Raw genomic sequence first — 16,608 nt, forward strand, 5'->3', positions numbered from 1 at the left:
ATGTTTTTAACGACAATTACTTTTTGAGTAAGTGAATGAACACTAGGATAAAGGCTAATATCCAGACAGGATAGTTACCATAACGACTATAGGGTGTCATGCCGTCGACCAATTGTACTTTGGTCGTTAGCACCGCCTGTTGAAATTGAGCTAATTGCTCTGTGATTTGACCGCGATGATCAGTGACTGCCGTGACGCCATTATTGGTTGCTCTTAATAGCGGGCGACCAAATTCCAGCGCGCGCATTCGGGCGATTTCCATATGTTGATGTGGGCCGTGAGAGTTACCAAACCAGGCATCATTACTGACAGTTAATAATATGTTGCTATTATTGGAAAAGTTAGCAGCTAATTGCTCAGTAAAGGCAATTTCAAAACAGATCAATGGCAGTAAATGAATATCATTAGCGACTAAATTTGGTTGCTGATAATTGCCTCGGGTAAAAGAAGACATTGGCAGATTAAAAATTGGGGCTAGTGGTCTTAATAAATCGCCAAAGGGGACAAACTCACCAATAGGTAGCAGGTGATTTTTGTTATAGCGGTTGCTATGGTTGTAATAATAGCTGCCGTTGTCGTCTTCCTGATGTTTTTTACCTAGTACGATTAGAGAGTTAAAATATTCTCTGGATTCAAAATTATAATTAATAATACCGGTAATAATTGCGGCATGATTAATGGCGGCAGACTTATCGGCGATTTCCAGAAACTCCTGAGTGGTACTCATGGTTTCTATTGCCGGAATTGCAGATTCAGGCCAGATGATTAAACTGGCGTCATAGTTTACCCGGGTTAAATCGAGATATTTTAACATCGTGGGCCATTGTTGCTCGGGCTGCCATTTTATTGATTGTTCAATATTTCCCTGAACGAGGGCGGTGGTAATGGTTTCACCGGTCGGTTTGACCCATTGCTGCTGCTGACAAATAAAACTAGCCCCGGCAATAAATAAAATAGCCACTATTGAGGATTTTAATTGTTGCTTCATAGCTAAATTGGCAACAGCGCTGGTAATTAGCAATAGGCAAAAGGTGATACCAACTTCGCCAATCACTGGCCCCAGCGAGGCTAGTGGGCCGTTTATCTGGCTGTATCCTAACGAAAGCCAGGGAAAGCCCGTGAGCATGATAGAGCGTAAATATTCCGTTAATAACCAGAACGTTGAAAACAGCCACGTTATCTGAGTTAACGGTTTATTGAAGAGCTGTAATGATTTTGCGGTTAAATAGCCGCAAAGTGCCGGAAAAATAGCAAGGTATAAACAAAGTAATAACATCAACAGTAAAGAAGCAATTAATGGCATACCGCCAAACTCTGCGATGCTGACGTGCACCCAGCTGATGCCACTGGCAAACCAGCCAAAGCCAAAAAGAAAGCTGTGTTTTGCTAGTAATTTAGTTAAGTTTTCCTTAGGACTTGGTCGCTGCTTTTCTATTAGCTTTTCTAAATGGATAAACCAGACAGGTAAGACAATAAATGGCAGCCACCAATGTGAAAATGGCGCATAGGCAAAGACTAAACTAAGCCCAGCACATAAGCTGAGCCAAAGAGTAGTATCTTTAAAATGGGCTTTTAAGCGCATAGCCAAGCGGGTTAATAATGCTTTCAAATAATCCGTATCCGTATAACCGGTGTTTTAGTCTGTTGTTTTTCCGTTTATTTGAAAACCTTTCGGAATGGCAATTTGCAACATTTGAATGCGTCGGCTATTGGCAGAGGTGATCTTAAATTCAAAATCATCTATGGCGATCTCTTCACCTTTTTTCGGCATATGACCAAATTTATGCAAAATAATGCCACCGATAGTATCGGCATCGGTTTTATCAAAATCGCAGCTAAAGTATTCATTAAAATCAGCAATTTCTGTTAGCGCTTTTACTTGGTAGACATTGCCTGCCAAATGCTTAATGTCTTCGGCGATTTCATCATCGGTTTCATCTTCGATTTCCCCAACGATCAATTCTAAGATATCTTCAATGGTTACAACACCCGAAACGCCACCGTATTCATCGACAACGATGGCCATATGGTAGCGCTGAGAACGAAATTCTTTCAGCAAGGGTTCTACTTTCTTACTCTCAGGTACTATGATAGCGGGGCGAATAATATCTGCTAATGTAGTCGGTTGTTGCTGTTGATTGATGTTATAGGCTAATAAATCTTTTGCCAGTAAGATCCCTTCGATATGGTCGATGTCTTCATTGACCACAGGAAAGCGTGAGTGGCCGGATTCAACAATAATTGGTAATGATTCGCTTAATGGTGCATTTATGTCTAAAGTGACCATTTGCGAGCGAGGGATCATTATGTCTCGAACACGCATATCAGATACCCCTAATACGCCTTCGATCATTTGTTTGGTTTCTGGTTTGATTAAATCGCGATCTTTCGCATCATTTAATACTTCAACCAATTCTTCTTTATTTTGCGGCTCTCCAGTAAATATTTGAACAAGTTTATCCAATATCGTTTTATTTGCAGAGCCGTTGCTAGAGTGGGGATTGTCGTCGCTCATGGAGCTTTTTATTTACCTTTTTTACAGTGAGTTGTTTAGTTTCTAATCAAAATCGATCGAATTCAAGTGTTAATGACAAAATAACGCAACTAAATATGTCATAACTTAGCACTTAACTGATTTGATATGGATCAGCAATGGCTAAATTTGCTAACAATTTGATTTCTAACGCTTCCATTTCGTCGGCGTCTTCATCTGATATATGGTCATAGCCAAGTAAATGCAAGCAGCCATGTATTACCATATGTGCCCAATGATTAAGTAAAGGCTTATTTTGCTGCTGTGCTTCTTGTTCTACGATGTCTGCACAAATGACCAGATCACCAAGTAAATCAAGTTCAAGCCCTTCTGGCACTTCAAATGGGAACGACAATACATTAGTCGGTTTATCTTTGCCGCGATATTGTTGATTAAGTGATTGGCTTTCTTCGGGACCAACCACTCTGATAGTGATTTCAAATGACTGATTATATGCGGCTAACGCAGTATTGAGCCAAGAGTTAAATTGTGTCTCACTTGGTAAATTACTGTTGTCACAGGCAAGCTGTAAATCTAATGTAATTGCCATTAGTGATGTTCATCCTTATTATTTGGTGCTTTTTGTTCGCTAGCTTGTTGTTCTTGTGCCTTTTTCTGGGCCTTTAAGCGGTTAACCTTTTGCTCATGGGCATCATAAGCTTCAACGATACGGGCGACCACAGGATGTCTGACGACATCTTTTGACTGGAAGAAATTAAAACTGACCCCGGGAATATTTTCTAACACTTCGATGGCATGACGCAGACCTGATTTTTGTCCGCGTGGTAAGTCTACCTGAGTGACATCTCCGGTGATCACCGCGCGAGAATTAAAACCGATACGAGTTAAGAACATTTTCATCTGCTCGACCGTAGTATTTTGGCTCTCATCTAAGATGATAAAAGCGTCATTTAACGTTCGGCCACGCATATAGGCTAGTGGTGCAATTTCAATGACATTACGTTCGATTAGTTTTTCTACTTTTTCAAAGCCAAGCATCTCAAACAAGGCGTCATACAATGGACGTAAATAGGGGTCGACTTTTTGAGATAAATCACCGGGTAAAAAACCAAGTTTTTCACCCGCTTCAACCGCAGGGCGAGTCAGTAATATACGGCGGATTTCCTGACGTTCCAATGCGTCTACGGCACAGGCAACGGCAAGATAAGTTTTCCCTGTACCTGCTACGCCAATACCAAAGCTGATGTCGTTAGTCAGTACATTTTGCACATAGGCTGACTGATTTTTATTACGAGGTTTAATGATGCCACGTTTGGTTTTTATGGTCACCATTTGCTCATAATCAACATCAACTTTTGTCGGTGCTTGCTCTAAGACATTGGCATCTAAAATAGCGAGATGAACCATTTCGTCGGTAATGGCTTTTGCCTTGCCTTTGATAGTTTCGGTTTCCAAGTAGAGATCTTTTAGTAATTTGATCACCGCGTTTGCGTTATTCGGCTCGCCGACAATTTTAAATTCATTACTTCGATAACTGATCTCAACGCCTAGACGACGCTCTATGGTTTTTAGATTGTCATCCATAGGACCGCATAAATTCGCTTGTCTGGAGTTATCAACTGGCTCTAATACTAAACTGTGATTACTATTTTTACTCAAAAGTCTTGTCCGCTCATTGCAAAGTTATGGAGTGAATACACCGACACCAAGATCATCAATATTGGCAGGTTTTGCCTGATGATGACTATTAGACAATATATCTGCCGGAGAGTGCGCAATACGTAAGCCCATTTCGCTTTCCTGGCGAATTAATTCACCACGTAATGAGTTAGCGTAAACATCGGTGATTTTAACGTCAACAAATTGTCCGATCACTGAATGTGGGCCTTCAAAGTTAACGATACGATTATTTTCGGTGCGGCCTCTTAATTCCATTGGGTTTTTCTTCGACGGACCTTCTACCAGAATACGTTGTTCAGTCTCGAGCATTTGTCTGGCGATACGTAATGCCTGCTGGTTGATACGATCTTGTAATATTTGCAGACGCTGTTTTTTCACATCATCGTCAATATCATCGACCATATCGGCTGCCGGTGTCCCCGGGCGAGCGCTGTAGATAAAGCTGAAGCTTAAATCAAAATCAACGGCTTTGATCAGATCCATTGTTGCTTCAAAGTCAGCATCACTTTCACCTGGGAAACCCACGATAAAGTCTGATGACATGCAAATGTCCGGGCGAGCTTTACGTAATTTACGAATTTGCGATTTATATTCCAGTGCAGTATGACCGCGTTTCATTTGCGTTAAAATACGGTCTGATCCACTTTGTACCGGTAAATGTAAATGGCTGACTAACTCAGGTACATCTTTATAGACGTCGATAATATCATCGGTAAATTCAACCGGGTGAGAAGTGGTATAACGAATGCGGTCGATGCCATCTATTGTCGCTATTAAGCGGATTAACTCAGAAAATCGGCAGATTGTCCCATCATGTGTATGACCTCGATATGCATTGACGTTTTGGCCAAGTAAATTGACTTCGCGTACCCCTTGCTCTGCAAGTTGTGCTATCTCATAAAGTACGTCATCAAGCGGACGACTGACTTCTTCACCTCGGGTATAGGGCACTACACAGAAAGTACAATATTTACTACAACCTTCCATAATAGAAACAAAGGCGGTTGCACCTTCGGCCTTAGGCTCTGGCAAACGGTCAAATTTTTCAATTTCTGGGAAACTAACATCAACCACTGGGTTATGCTCACCAGTGACTTGTTGGATCATTTCCGGTAAGCGATGCAAGGTTTGTGGACCGAAGACCATGTCGACAAATGGCGCACGTTGGCGAATAGCATCTCCTTCTTGTGAAGCAACACAACCGCCAACACCAATTAACAGCTCAGGTTTGTCTTTCTTCAGGTTTTTCCAGCGCCCTAATTGATGGAATACTTTCTCTTGAGCTTTTTCACGGATAGAACAGGTATTAAGTAATATAACGTCCGCATCTTCAGCTTCTTCAGCTAACTCATAGCCATGAGTTGAATCTAAAAGTTCTGCCATTTTCTGCGAGTCATACTCGTTCATTTGACAGCCCCAAGTTTTGATATACAGCTTTTTACTCATTTATTTACGCCTGATCTTATCTATGAAATTGATTCTAGTTTTTGCTAGAGAATTTTAGGGGGCGTATTTTACTCTTTCTTTTCGCTCTACGCCAGTTTATCGCGTGACTATTTGATGCTAAAAATTATTCCTATGTTATTGGAATTTTAGTAGGTAACGTGAAGCAATTTGGAAAAATTTTGCTTATCTCAGTAGGAACTATCGTATTAGTTTGCTTGCTTGGTTAGAATAATGAGATTAGATGAAAGAGCTTGTTAAGATGAAAAAATTTGATTGTGTGATTGTCGGCGGCGGTATGGTAGGAGCAGCCAGTGCGTTAGCGTTGGCGCAACTAGGGTTAACCGTTGCTGTGATTGAAAAATCTGCACCTGCCACATTTTCAAGTGACCAAGCGTTTGATTTAAGAGTGTCGGCAATATCCCTTGGCTCTCAGCATTTACTAGAGCAGCTTGGGGCTTGGCAACAATTGGTTAAGTGGCGGCTTTGTCCTTACCATCGATTAGGCGTTTGGGAGCATGATTTTGTTAATACTGAGTTTTTGGCAGATGAAATCGCACAACCCTATCTTGGTCATATTATTGAAAATCGCTTAATTCAATTGTCGCTATGGCAGCAAATCACTGTAGAGGACAATATTACCTTATTGTGCCCTGAATCTTTGGTTAACTTTAGTCAAAACGATCAAGAAGTTATTGTGCAACTAGCTGAACAATCCATTGGTTGCAAAATATTAGTAGCTGCTGATGGCGCAAACTCACAAGTAAGACAACTTGCTAATATTGGTATTACTGGCTGGGACTATCAGCAAGCATGTCTGTTGGTCAATGTAGAAACCGCAGCAGAGCAGCAAGATATTACCTGGCAACAATTTACCCCAACAGGTCCTATGGCTATGTTGCCAATGCCAGGGAATCACGCGTCATTAGTGTGGTATCACCAAAAAGATGAAATTAAGCGTTTATCTCAGTTACCTCACTCTGCTTTACAGCAAGAGATCTTGAATCATTTTCCAAATCGCTTAGGGGATATTAACGTTATAGATAAAGCGAGTTTTCCATTAACCCGGCGTCATGCCAATCAGTATCAAAAAGGTCGAGTATTACTACTCGGAGATGCTGCTCATACGATTAATCCGCTGGCAGGACAGGGCGTTAATTTAGGCTTTAAAGATGTTAAGGCATTACAAACTGTAATTGCAAAAGCAATTGGTGATGGACTCTCTTGGCATGACTCAAGCGTGTTAACGCAATATGAAAAAACACGTCGTGCTGATAATTTATTAATGATGTCGACAATGGATGCTCTATACGCAGGCTTTAGCCATCCATCACCATTAATGAAAGTGATACGAAACAGTGGTCTAGCGTTAGCTAATCAATTGCCTTGGGTAAAAAGTAAAGCATTGGCCTACGCCTGTGGTATTTAAGTCTCGATATAGCATATGCTAAGAGTAATAATTTATTGTGATAAAGGTTTATAAGGTAGTTATCTGAATATAAGAGAGAATAAAGAAAGTGGCTGGGGTACAAGGATTTGAACCTTGGAATGACGGGATCAAAACCCGCTGCCTTACCGCTTGGCTATACCCCAACTGGAGTTGTTACATTGTGAGACTTTCTTTTACAAGAAGTGAAAAGAAAGTGGCTGGGGTACAAGGATTTGAACCTTGGAATGACGGGATCAAAACCCGCTGCCTTACCGCTTGGCTATACCCCAACAATGTATCTACTTTCTTCGCAACTGATGTTGCTAGAAATGGTACGGGGTGAGAGACTTGAACTCTCACATCTTGCGATACTGGAACCTAAATCCAGCGCGTCTACCAATTCCGCCAACCCCGCATTTTTCTATGGTGGCTACACCGGGATTTGAACCTGGGACCCCATCATTATGAGTGATGTGCTCTAACCAACTGAGCTATGTAGCCTTTCCAACTCGCCTCTCAGCAAGTGGCGCGTATTATGCAAATCTGCTTGGGCAACGTCAACTGTTTTTTTTCAAAAAAATGCGACTTTTTGCCTGTTTGGCTAATCTCTCAGCAAAACGCTGCTATTATGCTCAGTTTTGAGTGTTATTGGATTCTTTCTTTCATGAAATTGGCAATATCAGGGGATAAACCTTCGACTTCAGCTAAATTTTCTTTTAATACAGACTTAGGTAATTTTTTTGTTAATAGCTCACCAATGTCTTTGGCTTGGCGTTTGGCAGAAAACACCATCATGTTTTGACCGTTGCAAGCGATTTCGCCATATAGCTTTCTCAATTTTAGATGATTGGTCTTTAATAACTTACGTAAACGCTTCTTATCGTCGGCAGCTATATATTCACAGATGTTTTGCGCAATATTAAACGCCTGTGCATAAGGGGTAAACAAACCGAGAGAGATAATAAGACATATTAATGGATAATATTTTTTCATTTGATCACCTTTAATAAATTTAACGCTCTTGCTAGTAAGTGTAGGCATAGAGTTTTGGTCTTGCCTGTTTTTTATAGGATAACGCTAGAAAATTAGCTATGCGGCGATCTAGCGCAATAAAAGTGATAAAGCTAGGTTAATGATTTTCTCATTAGCCTAGCTTTAAGCTCTGGGCTTAACTACCGACGCGTTCTTTTGCTTTAGCGGCTAAGTGTTTTGAATGTTTATCAAGGCTTTCTATATCAGCAGCCACTTTTTTAGTAGGTAGTTGACCAATAATAAATTCACCTACATCCAATGCACTCGCTTTAGCACCAAAAATTAGTAAATTATCACCATTGCAACGCAGATCGTCATAAATATTACGGATTTTAATTTTTTGTTTTTTTAAAAACTTTCTCAGTCGCTGTTTATCATTAGCTTGCACATATTCACAGATCCTTAAAGCCATTGAGTCATCGGCATAACTTTTTGGAGTAACGCTAATAAGGACAGCTGCACAGACGACAGAAGTTAATAATATTTTCATATTGGATTCCTAAAAAAGAAGGGTTGTTGTTATTGCTAGTTATAAGTGTGGTAGATAATTAAAAAAAAACAAGGAGCTAAGCTCCTTGTTCAGTGAGATTTGTAGTGTTTGATCGAGCGGTGATTAAACGTTAAACCTAAAGTGGACGACATCACCGTCTTGTACTTGATAATCTTTACCTTCGAGGCGCCATTTACCCGCTTCTTTCGCGCCTGACTCACCATTATATTGGATAAAGTTATCGTAACTGACCACTTCTGCGCGAATAAAGCCTTTTTCAAAGTCGGTGTGGATCACACCTGCTGCCTGAGGAGCGGTAGCATTTTGTTTAACTGTCCAGGCGCGTACTTCTTTTACTCCGGCAGTGAAATAAGTTTGCAGACTTAACAGGCCATAACCGGAATTGATCACTCGGTTTAATCCTGGCTCATCCAATCCCATTTCTTCCATAAAGATTGCACGATCTTCTTCGTCCATTTCTGACAGTTCGCCTTCAATTTCGGCACATACTGGCACGACAACAGCCCCTTCTTTTTCTGCAATTTCACGCACTGTATCTAAATAAGGGTTGTTTTCGAAACCGTCGTCATTAACGTTGGCTATATACATGGTGGGTTTAACCGTTAAAAAGTTCAGGTATTTCACCGCATTTAACTCTTCTTTAGTTAAATCTAACGAGCGGATCATATGACCGTCTTCAACGTGTTTTAATATTTTTTCTAATACCGGTAATTCAAACTTAGCGTCTTTGTCGCCACCTTTAGCTCTTTTGGTTTGGCGTAAAATCGCGCGTTCTGCGGTATCCATATCTGCTAGTGCTAATTCGGTGTTAATGACCTCAATATCGTCGGCAGGGTTAACACCACCAGCAACATGGACAATATTTTCATTTTCAAAACAACGCACTACATGACCGATGGCATCGGTTTCTCTGATATTAGCGAGAAACTTATTACCTAAACCTTCACCTTTAGATGCACCTGCAACTAGTCCGGCAATATCAACAAATTCCATTGTGGTCGGTAGTACACGTTCTGGGTTTACAATAGCGGCAAGCTTATCTAAACGCGGATCTGGTACAGGCACAACCCCGGTATTTGGTTCGATTGTACAAAACGGAAAGTTTGCCGCTTCAATGCCTGCTTTAGTTAATGCATTGAAAAGAGTTGATTTTCCAACGTTAGGTAAACCAACGATGCCACATTTAAAACCCATAATGAATACCTATTTATTGTGCCTTAAAGGAGTGCAATCTGTTTTGCGCTTTCTTTAAGTCGTCTTTCATCCAAATTTCAAAGCAACGACTGGCTTCGTCGATTGCCTGATCAATTAATTGTTGTTCTTGCGAAGGAGCTTTACCAAGAACATGTCCGGTTACACGATCTTTATGACCCGGATGGTCAATACCGATGCGTAAACGGTAAAAATCTTTGTTATTGGCCATACGTGCGATAATGTCACGTAGTCCATTATGGCCGCCATGACCACCGCCTTTTTTGATTTTGCAAACACCCGGCAACATGTCTAACTCATCGTGAGCAACAAGTATTTCTTCTACGGGAATTTTGTAAAAATTAGCAAGAGGCGCTACTGCTTGGCCACTTCGGTTCATAAACGTTGTCGGCACTAATAAGTGAACTAAATGATCACCAATATAGCCTTTACCATATAAACCAGCATACTTTTTCTCTGGCCGGAGCTGAATATTATATCGGGAAGCAAGTTCGTTAACGAACCAGACACCAGCATTGTGGCGAGTTTTTGCATATTCGGGGCCTGGATTACCCAGGCCCACAACTAGTTGAATAGTCATTTAAGGATAAATCCTTAATTACTCTTCAGTAGTTTCTTCTTCTTCGCTATCTTCGTCGCTGCTAGCGCCTTTAGGGGCATTGGCAGTTACAACAGCTTGGTCATGGCTTTCGCCTTTATCTAACTCATCAGAGGTAACACCTTCTGGTAATTTAATATCAGATAAGTGATAAGTTTGACCAACTTCTAAATCTGCAAGATCAACTTCGATAAACTCAGGTAAGTTACCAGGTAAACAAGTGATTGCGATTTCAGCAATGTGATGAGCTACCGCGCCGCCTTTTTTAACTACTGCGTCTTCGTTGATGAAGTGAACAGGAACGTTAGTATGAACTGCGTGAGTTGCATCGATACGCATAAAGTCCATATGCATGATAATTGGCTTGAACGGGTGACGTTGCATGTCTTTGATCAGACATTCAACTGGCTTACCATCTACGTTTAATGTTAAAACGTGAGAGTAAAATGCTTCTTCTTCTTGAGCACGGAATACTTTGTTGTGCGCTAAAGTTAAAGAAACTGGCTCTTGGCCTTCACCGTAAAGGATAGCTGGAACTTTGTTCGCGTGACGAAGGCGGCGGCTCGCACCTTTCCCCAAGTCAGTACGTACTTCAGCATCCAAAGTAAATAAATCAGTCATGGTTTAATACCTTATATAAATAAAATGTTGTTGTTTTTTGCGACCAAAAACAACGCTAGGCCTATCTTCACCAGAAAATAATAATAACGCTCTGATAAAAAGGCGCGGCATAATAACACTTGAACCGGAGGAGATCCAATATTAATTAGCGGTTGTTGGGTTTTAAAGTAAAATAAACTTGGGTGCTTAATAAGTAATCTATAACGGGCAAGCTAAAGATAAAAAAAGCACCATCAGGTGCTTTTTAATAAATGGATTGAGTTTCAGAGTTTAGCTGTCAAACATCGCTGAAATTGATTCTTCATTACAAACGCGGCGAATGGCTTCAGATAACATACCACTTAAGGTTAATTGACGTACTTTGCCTAATGCCTGGATCTCTTTGGTTAATGGAATTGAGTCGGTAACTATTACTTCATCAATCACTGAGTTTCTTAAGTTCTCAGCAGCATTACCCGAAAGTACTGGGTGAGTTGCGTAAGCAAATACTCGTTTAGCGCCGTGATCTTTTAATGCTTCAGCTGCTTTTGCCAAGGTGCCACCCGTGTCGATCATATCATCAACAATAATACAGTCTCTGCCTTCGACATCACCAATAATATGCATTACTTGGGCAACGTTAGCTTTAGGACGACGTTTATCGATAATTGCTAGATCAGCATCATCGAGTAACTTCGCAACTGCACGGGCACGAACAACACCGCCAATGTCAGGAGAAACAACCACTGGATTTTCAAGATTTTTCTCTTTCATATCTTCTAATAAGATAGGGGTACCGAAGACATTGTCCACGGGGACATCAAAGAAGCCCTGAATTTGTTCTGCATGTAAATCAACGGTAAGTACTCGGTCAACACCAACACTCGATAAGAAATCGGCAACTACTTTTGCGGTAATAGGTACACGGGCACTACGAACACGACGATCTTGGCGTGCGTAACCAAAGTAAGGCATAACAGCCGTTATACGACCCGCTGATGCACGGCGTAATGCATCGATCATGACGATCAATTCCATTAAGTTATCATTGGTTGGGGCACAAGTAGATTGAATTATGAATACGTCAGCACCACGCACGTTTTCGGTAATTTCAACACTTATTTCGCCATCGCTAAAGCTGCCGACTTTGGCTTCGCCTGGAGTAATATAAAGGCGATTAGCAATTTGTTTGGCCAGTTCAGGGGTGGCGTTACCCGCAAAGATTTTCATGTCAGGCACTATCAGTTCCTCAGAAACTTTTGACATTGGATTTAAATACTGAATTAACATGTTGTTTAATATCAGCACAATATTTAAAAAAAGCCAGTAAATAACCGCTTTTTAACGTAACTTATTCAGGTGTTTAGTTGAGCTCTACACTTGCTAAATAGCGATGAAGGCTCGATTGATTCACACCTTTTGCAACAAACGACTGTACTGACTGTGGTAGCAAATCAGCGACCCGACGCGCTTCCTGCTCTGATTCAAAACGAGAAAAAATACACGCCCCGGTTCCGGTCATTTGAGACGGCGCGTATTCTACCAACCAAGCAAGTAAGTTGGCAACCTCAGGATAGTGTTTTATCACTAAAGGTTGGCAATCGTTATGGGATTGTTCAATCAGCTGGTCGATCGAGCTAATATTTAAATTGAGCTTAGCTGTGTCTCTGGTTAACTCTTTGGCGGTAAAAACCGCTTGGGTTGAAATACTGCAATCAGGCTTAGTGACTAAATAGATATATTCTTTCGGCGTAACAGGAGTGAGTTGTTCACCGATGCCTTGCGCAAAAGCAGCAGAACCAAGGATGAAAATGGGTACATCGGCACCTAGTGTCAGCCCAAGTTCAGCCAGTTGTTGATATGTTAATTTTGTTTGCCACAGTAGGTTGAGGGCAATTAATACGGTAGCGGCATTAGAAGAACCTCCACCTAGGCCTCCCCCCATTGGCAGCTTTTTATTAAGCTTTATTTCAGCCCCTAAAGGAATTTGGGTTTCTTTTTGTAGTAATTTTGCCGCTTTTACTATTAGGTTATCGTCATTGTTAACACCGGCAATAGGGGTTAATAGTGTTATCTCCGAGTCTTCGGTGACACAAATGGCAATATCGTCACCATAGTCCAAAAACTGAAAAACAGTTTCAAGCTCATGATAGCCGTTTGCTCTTCTGCCAACGATATGAAGGAATAAATTTAATTTTGCCGGTGAAGGAAAATGGTGAAACTTAGAATGTGCCATAAAAATTTTACTTGTTAGCGCTAGTTTAAAATGTCCACTGGTTTATCAAGAGCTTAATTGTCAGCTGCCCCTGCCTGATGGTGATTTTTCTTGCCATTGGCAGTTGATAATACAATTGGTAATTATCGAAACTTATTTGCCAGTGCCTGCCATTATAGTAACTGAGTAACTGCGTTGGCAGTCCTGTATTTGCATCATAGCTGATCTGATCTTGTTCAGACCAGGTTAGTCCCTTGAGCCAGTATTGCATTGCTTGCGTCGGTAAATTAAGTTGGGTAAGTTGATAGATGAGCTGTTCTAAATCATTTCCCTGATATTGTTCGCCGTCTACTTCGACGGTGTGATAGTCGTTATTTGATGAGAGTGATAAAACGTTTATCCCCAAATAGGAGGTTAGTGTTAATTGCTGACTTTTTTGTTTTTGGTTTAATTGCCAAAACAGATTGGCACTTTCACGCTTTTCAGGGGTGATAAACGCTAGCTTCCCTGTGACTTGCCATTGCGAAATATTGTTTAGTTGCTGCTGGCGTTGTGCTTTAGTTAATTGCATATCAACGGGAAGTGGACTTGGCTGTTTAAGTGAACTACAGGCGGTGATCGTGATTAAAAGTATGAATGGCCAGAGGCGAAAAATATTGCTCATAATTTAGTCGTTTATGCTAATTCCTTGCAAAATACAGGGATTTTCTTTTATTCATGGTGATTATTACGTAAAATTGTCACCATAGTTTGTGATAGATCAGATCTTACCCGTTATCGTCAGGTCATAATACACGAGTCGGTGTTATTTTCAGTGTTTTTTATCACGACAAACATATTCGCTATTTTAAATTTGTGAGCTAGGTTGAATCGTTAACGTTATGTCTATTGTTGCTGTCGGAATTAATCATAAAACTGCACCTGTAGCTGTTCGGGAGAAAATTTCTTTTAACCCGGATAAGTTATCGTCAGCATTACAGGAAATGCTGCATTATGTGCAATGTAAAGAAGCAGCGATTTTATCTACCTGTAACCGTACCGAACTTTACTTAGTGCAAAGTGAAAAATTAGACATCACACAAGAAAAAGTGGTGGCCTGGTTAGCACATCATCATAATATTCCAGCATCAACGTTTATTCCTAGCCTATATTGGCACAATGATCAGCAAGCCGTTAATCATATGATGCGAGTGGCTTGTGGTTTGGACTCCTTAGTATTGGGCGAGCCGCAGATCTTAGGGCAAATGAAGCAAGCCTATAATCAAGCAAAAGCAAGTGGCTCAATGTCACTGGTGATGGATCGTTTGTTTCAGCGGACATTTGGGGTCGCTAAACAGGTTAGAACAGAGACAGATATCGGCGCTAGTGCCGTTTCCGTCGCATTTGCTGCGGTAAATTTGGCAAAACATATATTTGCCAGTCTGGAAACTGCGAAAGTTTTGCTTGTTGGTGCGGGTGAAACCATTGAATTAGTTGCTAAGCATTTATACGAAAATAAAGTCGGGAAAATTACGGTAGCTAACAGAACGCTATCGCGGGCTGAATTAATGGCTCAGCAAATAGGGGCTGATGTTATTACCCTTGCGCAAATCCCAGAAAGAATGGCTGATGCAGATATAGTGATCAGCTCAACCGGCAGTACTTTACCTATTATAGGCAAAGGGATGGTAGAGCAAGCATTGGCTAAGCGTAAGCACAGACCTGTTTTTATGGTCGATTTAGCAGTACCGCGTGATATTGAAGAACAAGTTGCAGATCTCGAAGATGTCTTTTTATATACGGTTGATGATTTACAGGGCATTATTGCGAAAAACCTGGAAAATCGTCGTAAAGCGGCAGTGGAAGCTGAAGCTATCGTTAATACGCAAACCTCAGGATTTATGTCCTGGCTGAGAGGGTTAAATACTCAGGATACGGTCGTTAGTTATCGTAACCAATGTCTCACTGAGCGAGATTTGTTACTGGAAAAAGCAAAACAGCAATTACAAAGTGATAAAGACCCTGAGGCGGTACTTGCCGAGCTGGCAACGAAGTTAACCAATAAATTTATGCATGCTCCAACCAGTGCGATTCAATCAGCCGCACAAGGTGGCGAGTTAGATAAATTGGTTTATTTACGCGATATCTTTAATATCGATAAATAATCTAGCTTGCATTGCAACTCGGTGACTAAATCTTTACACTGCCGCCATCCCAGATAAAATTCGTCCCATGTTAAATAATAACTAGGTTATAATAGCCGGTGAGTTGTTATTACTGTTACTGAAAAGATAATTTAATGAAAGAATCAGTTTATCAAAAACTTGAAGGCTTAGTTGAACGTTTTGAAGAGGTTCAGGCGTTATTATCGGATCCTGAAACTATTGCCAATCAAGAAAAGTTCCAAAACTTATCAAAAGAATTCAAGCAATTAGAAGAAGTTACCAGCGTATTTCATCAATATCAGCAAGCAGAGAGTAATTTTGCTACCGCAGAAGAAATGCTCAAAGATGATGACCCTGATATGCGCGAAATGGCGCAAGAAGAATACAAAGACGCGAAAAAAGCGGTCGAAGAAATTTCTGAACAATTACAAATTTTGTTGTTGCCTCGTGATCCTAATGATGACAATAACTGCTTTGTTGAGATCCGCGCTGGTGCCGGTGGCGATGAAGCCGCTATTTTTGCTGGTGATTTGTATCGCATGTATAGCCGTTATTGTGAGAAGCAGGGCTGGCGCACTGAAGCGATGAACTTAAGCGAAAGTGAGCAGGGCGGCTTTAAAGAAGTTATTTTTAAGATCATCGGTGATGGCGTCTATGGTCAGATGAAATTTGAATCAGGCGGTCATCGGGTACAACGGGTACCAGAAACTGAGTCTCAAGGGCGAGTACATACTTCGGCCTGTACAGTCGTTGTAATGCCGGAAATTCCTGAATCAGAAGCGATTGAAATTAACAAAGCTGATTTACGTATTGATACTTTTCGAGCCTCTGGCGCCGGTGGGCAGCACGTTAATAAAACAGACTCTGCGATTCGTATTACTCATATTCCAACAGGCGTTGTCGTGGAATGTCAGGATCAACGTTCACAGCATAAAAACCGGGCACAAGCTATGTCTGTATTGCAGGCAAGGTTACAGCAAGCGGAAGATGAGAAGCGTCGTAGTGAAGAAGAGTCATCGCGTCGCAGCTTAGTAGCCAGTGGTGATCGCTCTGAACGTATTCGCACGTATAATTATCCGCAAGGGCGAATGACAGACCATCGTATTAACTTAACCTTATATAGGTTAAATGAAGTGATAGAAGGTAATTTACAGTTAGTGCTTGAGCCGATAATGCAAGAGAACCAAGCAGATCTGTTAGCGGCGTTATCTGAGGCTAACTAGGCTGTTCGTTTAAGCTTATTTCGCTGT

The 16,608-nt window shown here is 41.0% G+C and carries 16 protein-coding genes and 4 tRNA genes; 3 read left to right on the forward strand and 17 right to left on the reverse strand.

The genetic code is table 11. The annotated features are described in order from the left end of the window. Positions 1 to 16: 16 nt before the first annotated feature. The 5 genes from lnt to miaB all read right to left on the reverse strand — a co-directional run bounded on the left by lnt (position 17) and on the right by miaB (position 5,620). Complete coding sequence (lnt, locus tag QQK06_RS16535) at positions 17 to 1,582, reverse strand: apolipoprotein N-acyltransferase (RefSeq protein ID WP_284246638.1); 1,566 nt, start codon at positions 1,580 to 1,582, stop codon at positions 17 to 19. Between the two features lie 54 nt (positions 1,583 to 1,636). Beyond that, positions 1,637 to 2,515 (reverse strand): CorC family transporter, encoded by an 879-nt coding sequence (locus QQK06_RS16540; RefSeq protein WP_284245898.1) that lies wholly within the window; start codon positions 2,513 to 2,515, stop codon positions 1,637 to 1,639. A 112-nt stretch (positions 2,516 to 2,627) separates the two neighbouring features. After that, complete coding sequence (gene ybeY / locus QQK06_RS16545; protein WP_284245899.1) at positions 2,628 to 3,083, reverse strand: rRNA maturation RNase YbeY; 456 nt, start codon at positions 3,081 to 3,083, stop codon at positions 2,628 to 2,630. Beyond that, positions 3,083 to 4,153, reverse strand: coding sequence for a PhoH family protein (locus tag QQK06_RS16550; protein WP_284245900.1), 1,071 nt, complete (start codon positions 4,151 to 4,153; stop codon positions 3,083 to 3,085). The genes ybeY and QQK06_RS16550 overlap by 1 nt, the downstream gene beginning before the upstream one ends. A 24-nt stretch (positions 4,154 to 4,177) precedes the next feature. Further along, a complete protein-coding gene (gene miaB, locus QQK06_RS16555; RefSeq protein ID WP_284245901.1) occupies positions 4,178 to 5,620 on the reverse strand; it encodes a tRNA (N6-isopentenyl adenosine(37)-C2)-methylthiotransferase MiaB in 1,443 nt (480 codons plus the stop codon). 259 nt (positions 5,621 to 5,879) lie between these two features. Here miaB and QQK06_RS16560 point away from each other — a divergent pair, with 259 nt between their 5' ends. Then, positions 5,880 to 7,046 (forward strand): FAD-dependent oxidoreductase, encoded by a 1,167-nt coding sequence (locus QQK06_RS16560; RefSeq protein ID WP_284245902.1) that lies wholly within the window; start codon positions 5,880 to 5,882, stop codon positions 7,044 to 7,046. Positions 7,047 to 7,135: 89 nt separating this feature from the next. Here QQK06_RS16560 and QQK06_RS16565 read toward each other — a convergent pair. From QQK06_RS16565 to lolB, 12 genes are all read right to left on the reverse strand, one after another. Then, positions 7,136 to 7,210: transfer RNA gene (locus QQK06_RS16565), tRNA-Gln, on the reverse strand. Between the two features lie 51 nt (positions 7,211 to 7,261). Next, positions 7,262 to 7,336, reverse strand: a tRNA-Gln gene (locus QQK06_RS16570). A 40-nt stretch (positions 7,337 to 7,376) separates the two neighbouring features. After that, positions 7,377 to 7,461, reverse strand: a tRNA-Leu gene (locus QQK06_RS16575). Positions 7,462 to 7,470: 9 nt separating this feature from the next. Further along, positions 7,471 to 7,547: transfer RNA gene (locus tag QQK06_RS16580), tRNA-Met, on the reverse strand. Positions 7,548 to 7,691: 144 nt separating this feature from the next. Then, entirely contained in the window at positions 7,692 to 8,039 is a 348-nt protein-coding gene (locus QQK06_RS16585) for a DUF3718 domain-containing protein (RefSeq protein WP_284245903.1), read from the reverse strand. 175 nt (positions 8,040 to 8,214) lie between these two features. Beyond that, positions 8,215 to 8,568: a DUF3718 domain-containing protein gene (locus QQK06_RS16590; protein ID WP_284245905.1), complete on the reverse strand. Its 354-nt coding sequence runs from the start codon at positions 8,566 to 8,568 to the stop codon at positions 8,215 to 8,217. 123 nt (positions 8,569 to 8,691) lie between these two features. Further along, entirely contained in the window at positions 8,692 to 9,783 is a 1,092-nt protein-coding gene (ychF, locus tag QQK06_RS16595; protein ID WP_284245906.1) for a redox-regulated ATPase YchF, read from the reverse strand. Positions 9,784 to 9,796: 13 nt separating this feature from the next. Then, positions 9,797 to 10,381: an aminoacyl-tRNA hydrolase gene (gene pth / locus QQK06_RS16600; RefSeq protein ID WP_284245907.1), complete on the reverse strand. Its 585-nt coding sequence runs from the start codon at positions 10,379 to 10,381 to the stop codon at positions 9,797 to 9,799. Between the two features lie 18 nt (positions 10,382 to 10,399). Further along, positions 10,400 to 11,020 (reverse strand): 50S ribosomal protein L25/general stress protein Ctc, encoded by a 621-nt coding sequence (locus QQK06_RS16605; protein ID WP_284245909.1) that lies wholly within the window; start codon positions 11,018 to 11,020, stop codon positions 10,400 to 10,402. 270 nt (positions 11,021 to 11,290) lie between these two features. Further along, the gene (locus tag QQK06_RS16610; RefSeq protein WP_284245911.1) at positions 11,291 to 12,238 is read right to left on the reverse strand and encodes a ribose-phosphate pyrophosphokinase; all 948 of its coding nucleotides are present in this window, start codon (positions 12,236 to 12,238) and stop codon (positions 11,291 to 11,293) included. 124 nt (positions 12,239 to 12,362) lie between these two features. Continuing rightward, complete coding sequence (gene ispE, locus QQK06_RS16615; RefSeq protein ID WP_284245912.1) at positions 12,363 to 13,235, reverse strand: 4-(cytidine 5'-diphospho)-2-C-methyl-D-erythritol kinase; 873 nt, start codon at positions 13,233 to 13,235, stop codon at positions 12,363 to 12,365. A 25-nt stretch (positions 13,236 to 13,260) separates the two neighbouring features. Continuing rightward, complete coding sequence (gene lolB / locus QQK06_RS16620; RefSeq protein WP_284245913.1) at positions 13,261 to 13,878, reverse strand: lipoprotein insertase outer membrane protein LolB; 618 nt, start codon at positions 13,876 to 13,878, stop codon at positions 13,261 to 13,263. A gap of 217 nt (positions 13,879 to 14,095) precedes the next feature. Between lolB and hemA the strand changes: the two genes are divergently transcribed. Both hemA and prfA read left to right on the forward strand, forming a co-directional pair. After that, positions 14,096 to 15,358 carry a glutamyl-tRNA reductase gene (gene hemA / locus QQK06_RS16625; RefSeq protein WP_284245914.1) on the forward strand — a complete coding sequence of 421 codons (1,263 nt, stop codon included), beginning with the start codon at positions 14,096 to 14,098 and terminating at the stop codon, positions 15,356 to 15,358. Positions 15,359 to 15,492: 134 nt separating this feature from the next. Then, entirely contained in the window at positions 15,493 to 16,581 is a 1,089-nt protein-coding gene (gene prfA, locus QQK06_RS16630) for a peptide chain release factor 1 (protein ID WP_284245915.1), read from the forward strand. Positions 16,582 to 16,608 lie beyond the last annotated feature (27 nt).

Origin of the sequence: Thalassotalea insulae (assembly GCF_030161395.1) — a bacterium.
Classification (GTDB): domain Bacteria; phylum Pseudomonadota; class Gammaproteobacteria; order Enterobacterales; family Alteromonadaceae; genus Thalassotalea_E; species Thalassotalea_E insulae.

Coding starts and splice junctions, on each gene's coding strand:
- lnt (WP_284246638.1), bottom strand. CDS start 1,582: ATGCGCTTAAAAGCCCATTTTAAAGATACTACTCTTTGGCTCAGCTTA.
- QQK06_RS16540 (WP_284245898.1), bottom strand. CDS start 2,515: ATGAGCGACGACAATCCCCACTCTAGCAACGGCTCTGCAAATAAAACG.
- ybeY (WP_284245899.1), bottom strand. CDS start 3,083: ATGGCAATTACATTAGATTTACAGCTTGCCTGTGACAACAGTAATTTA.
- miaB (WP_284245901.1), bottom strand. CDS start 5,620: ATGAGTAAAAAGCTGTATATCAAAACTTGGGGCTGTCAAATGAACGAG.
- QQK06_RS16560 (WP_284245902.1), top strand. CDS start 5,880: ATGAAAAAATTTGATTGTGTGATTGTCGGCGGCGGTATGGTAGGAGCA.
- QQK06_RS16585 (WP_284245903.1), bottom strand. CDS start 8,039: ATGAAAAAATATTATCCATTAATATGTCTTATTATCTCTCTCGGTTTG.
- QQK06_RS16590 (WP_284245905.1), bottom strand. CDS start 8,568: ATGAAAATATTATTAACTTCTGTCGTCTGTGCAGCTGTCCTTATTAGC.
- ychF (WP_284245906.1), bottom strand. CDS start 9,783: ATGGGTTTTAAATGTGGCATCGTTGGTTTACCTAACGTTGGAAAATCA.
- pth (WP_284245907.1), bottom strand. CDS start 10,381: ATGACTATTCAACTAGTTGTGGGCCTGGGTAATCCAGGCCCCGAATAT.
- QQK06_RS16605 (WP_284245909.1), bottom strand. CDS start 11,020: ATGACTGATTTATTTACTTTGGATGCTGAAGTACGTACTGACTTGGGG.
- ispE (WP_284245912.1), bottom strand. CDS start 13,235: ATGGCACATTCTAAGTTTCACCATTTTCCTTCACCGGCAAAATTAAAT.
- lolB (WP_284245913.1), bottom strand. CDS start 13,878: ATGAGCAATATTTTTCGCCTCTGGCCATTCATACTTTTAATCACGATC.
- hemA (WP_284245914.1), top strand. CDS start 14,096: ATGTCTATTGTTGCTGTCGGAATTAATCATAAAACTGCACCTGTAGCT.
- prfA (WP_284245915.1), top strand. CDS start 15,493: ATGAAAGAATCAGTTTATCAAAAACTTGAAGGCTTAGTTGAACGTTTT.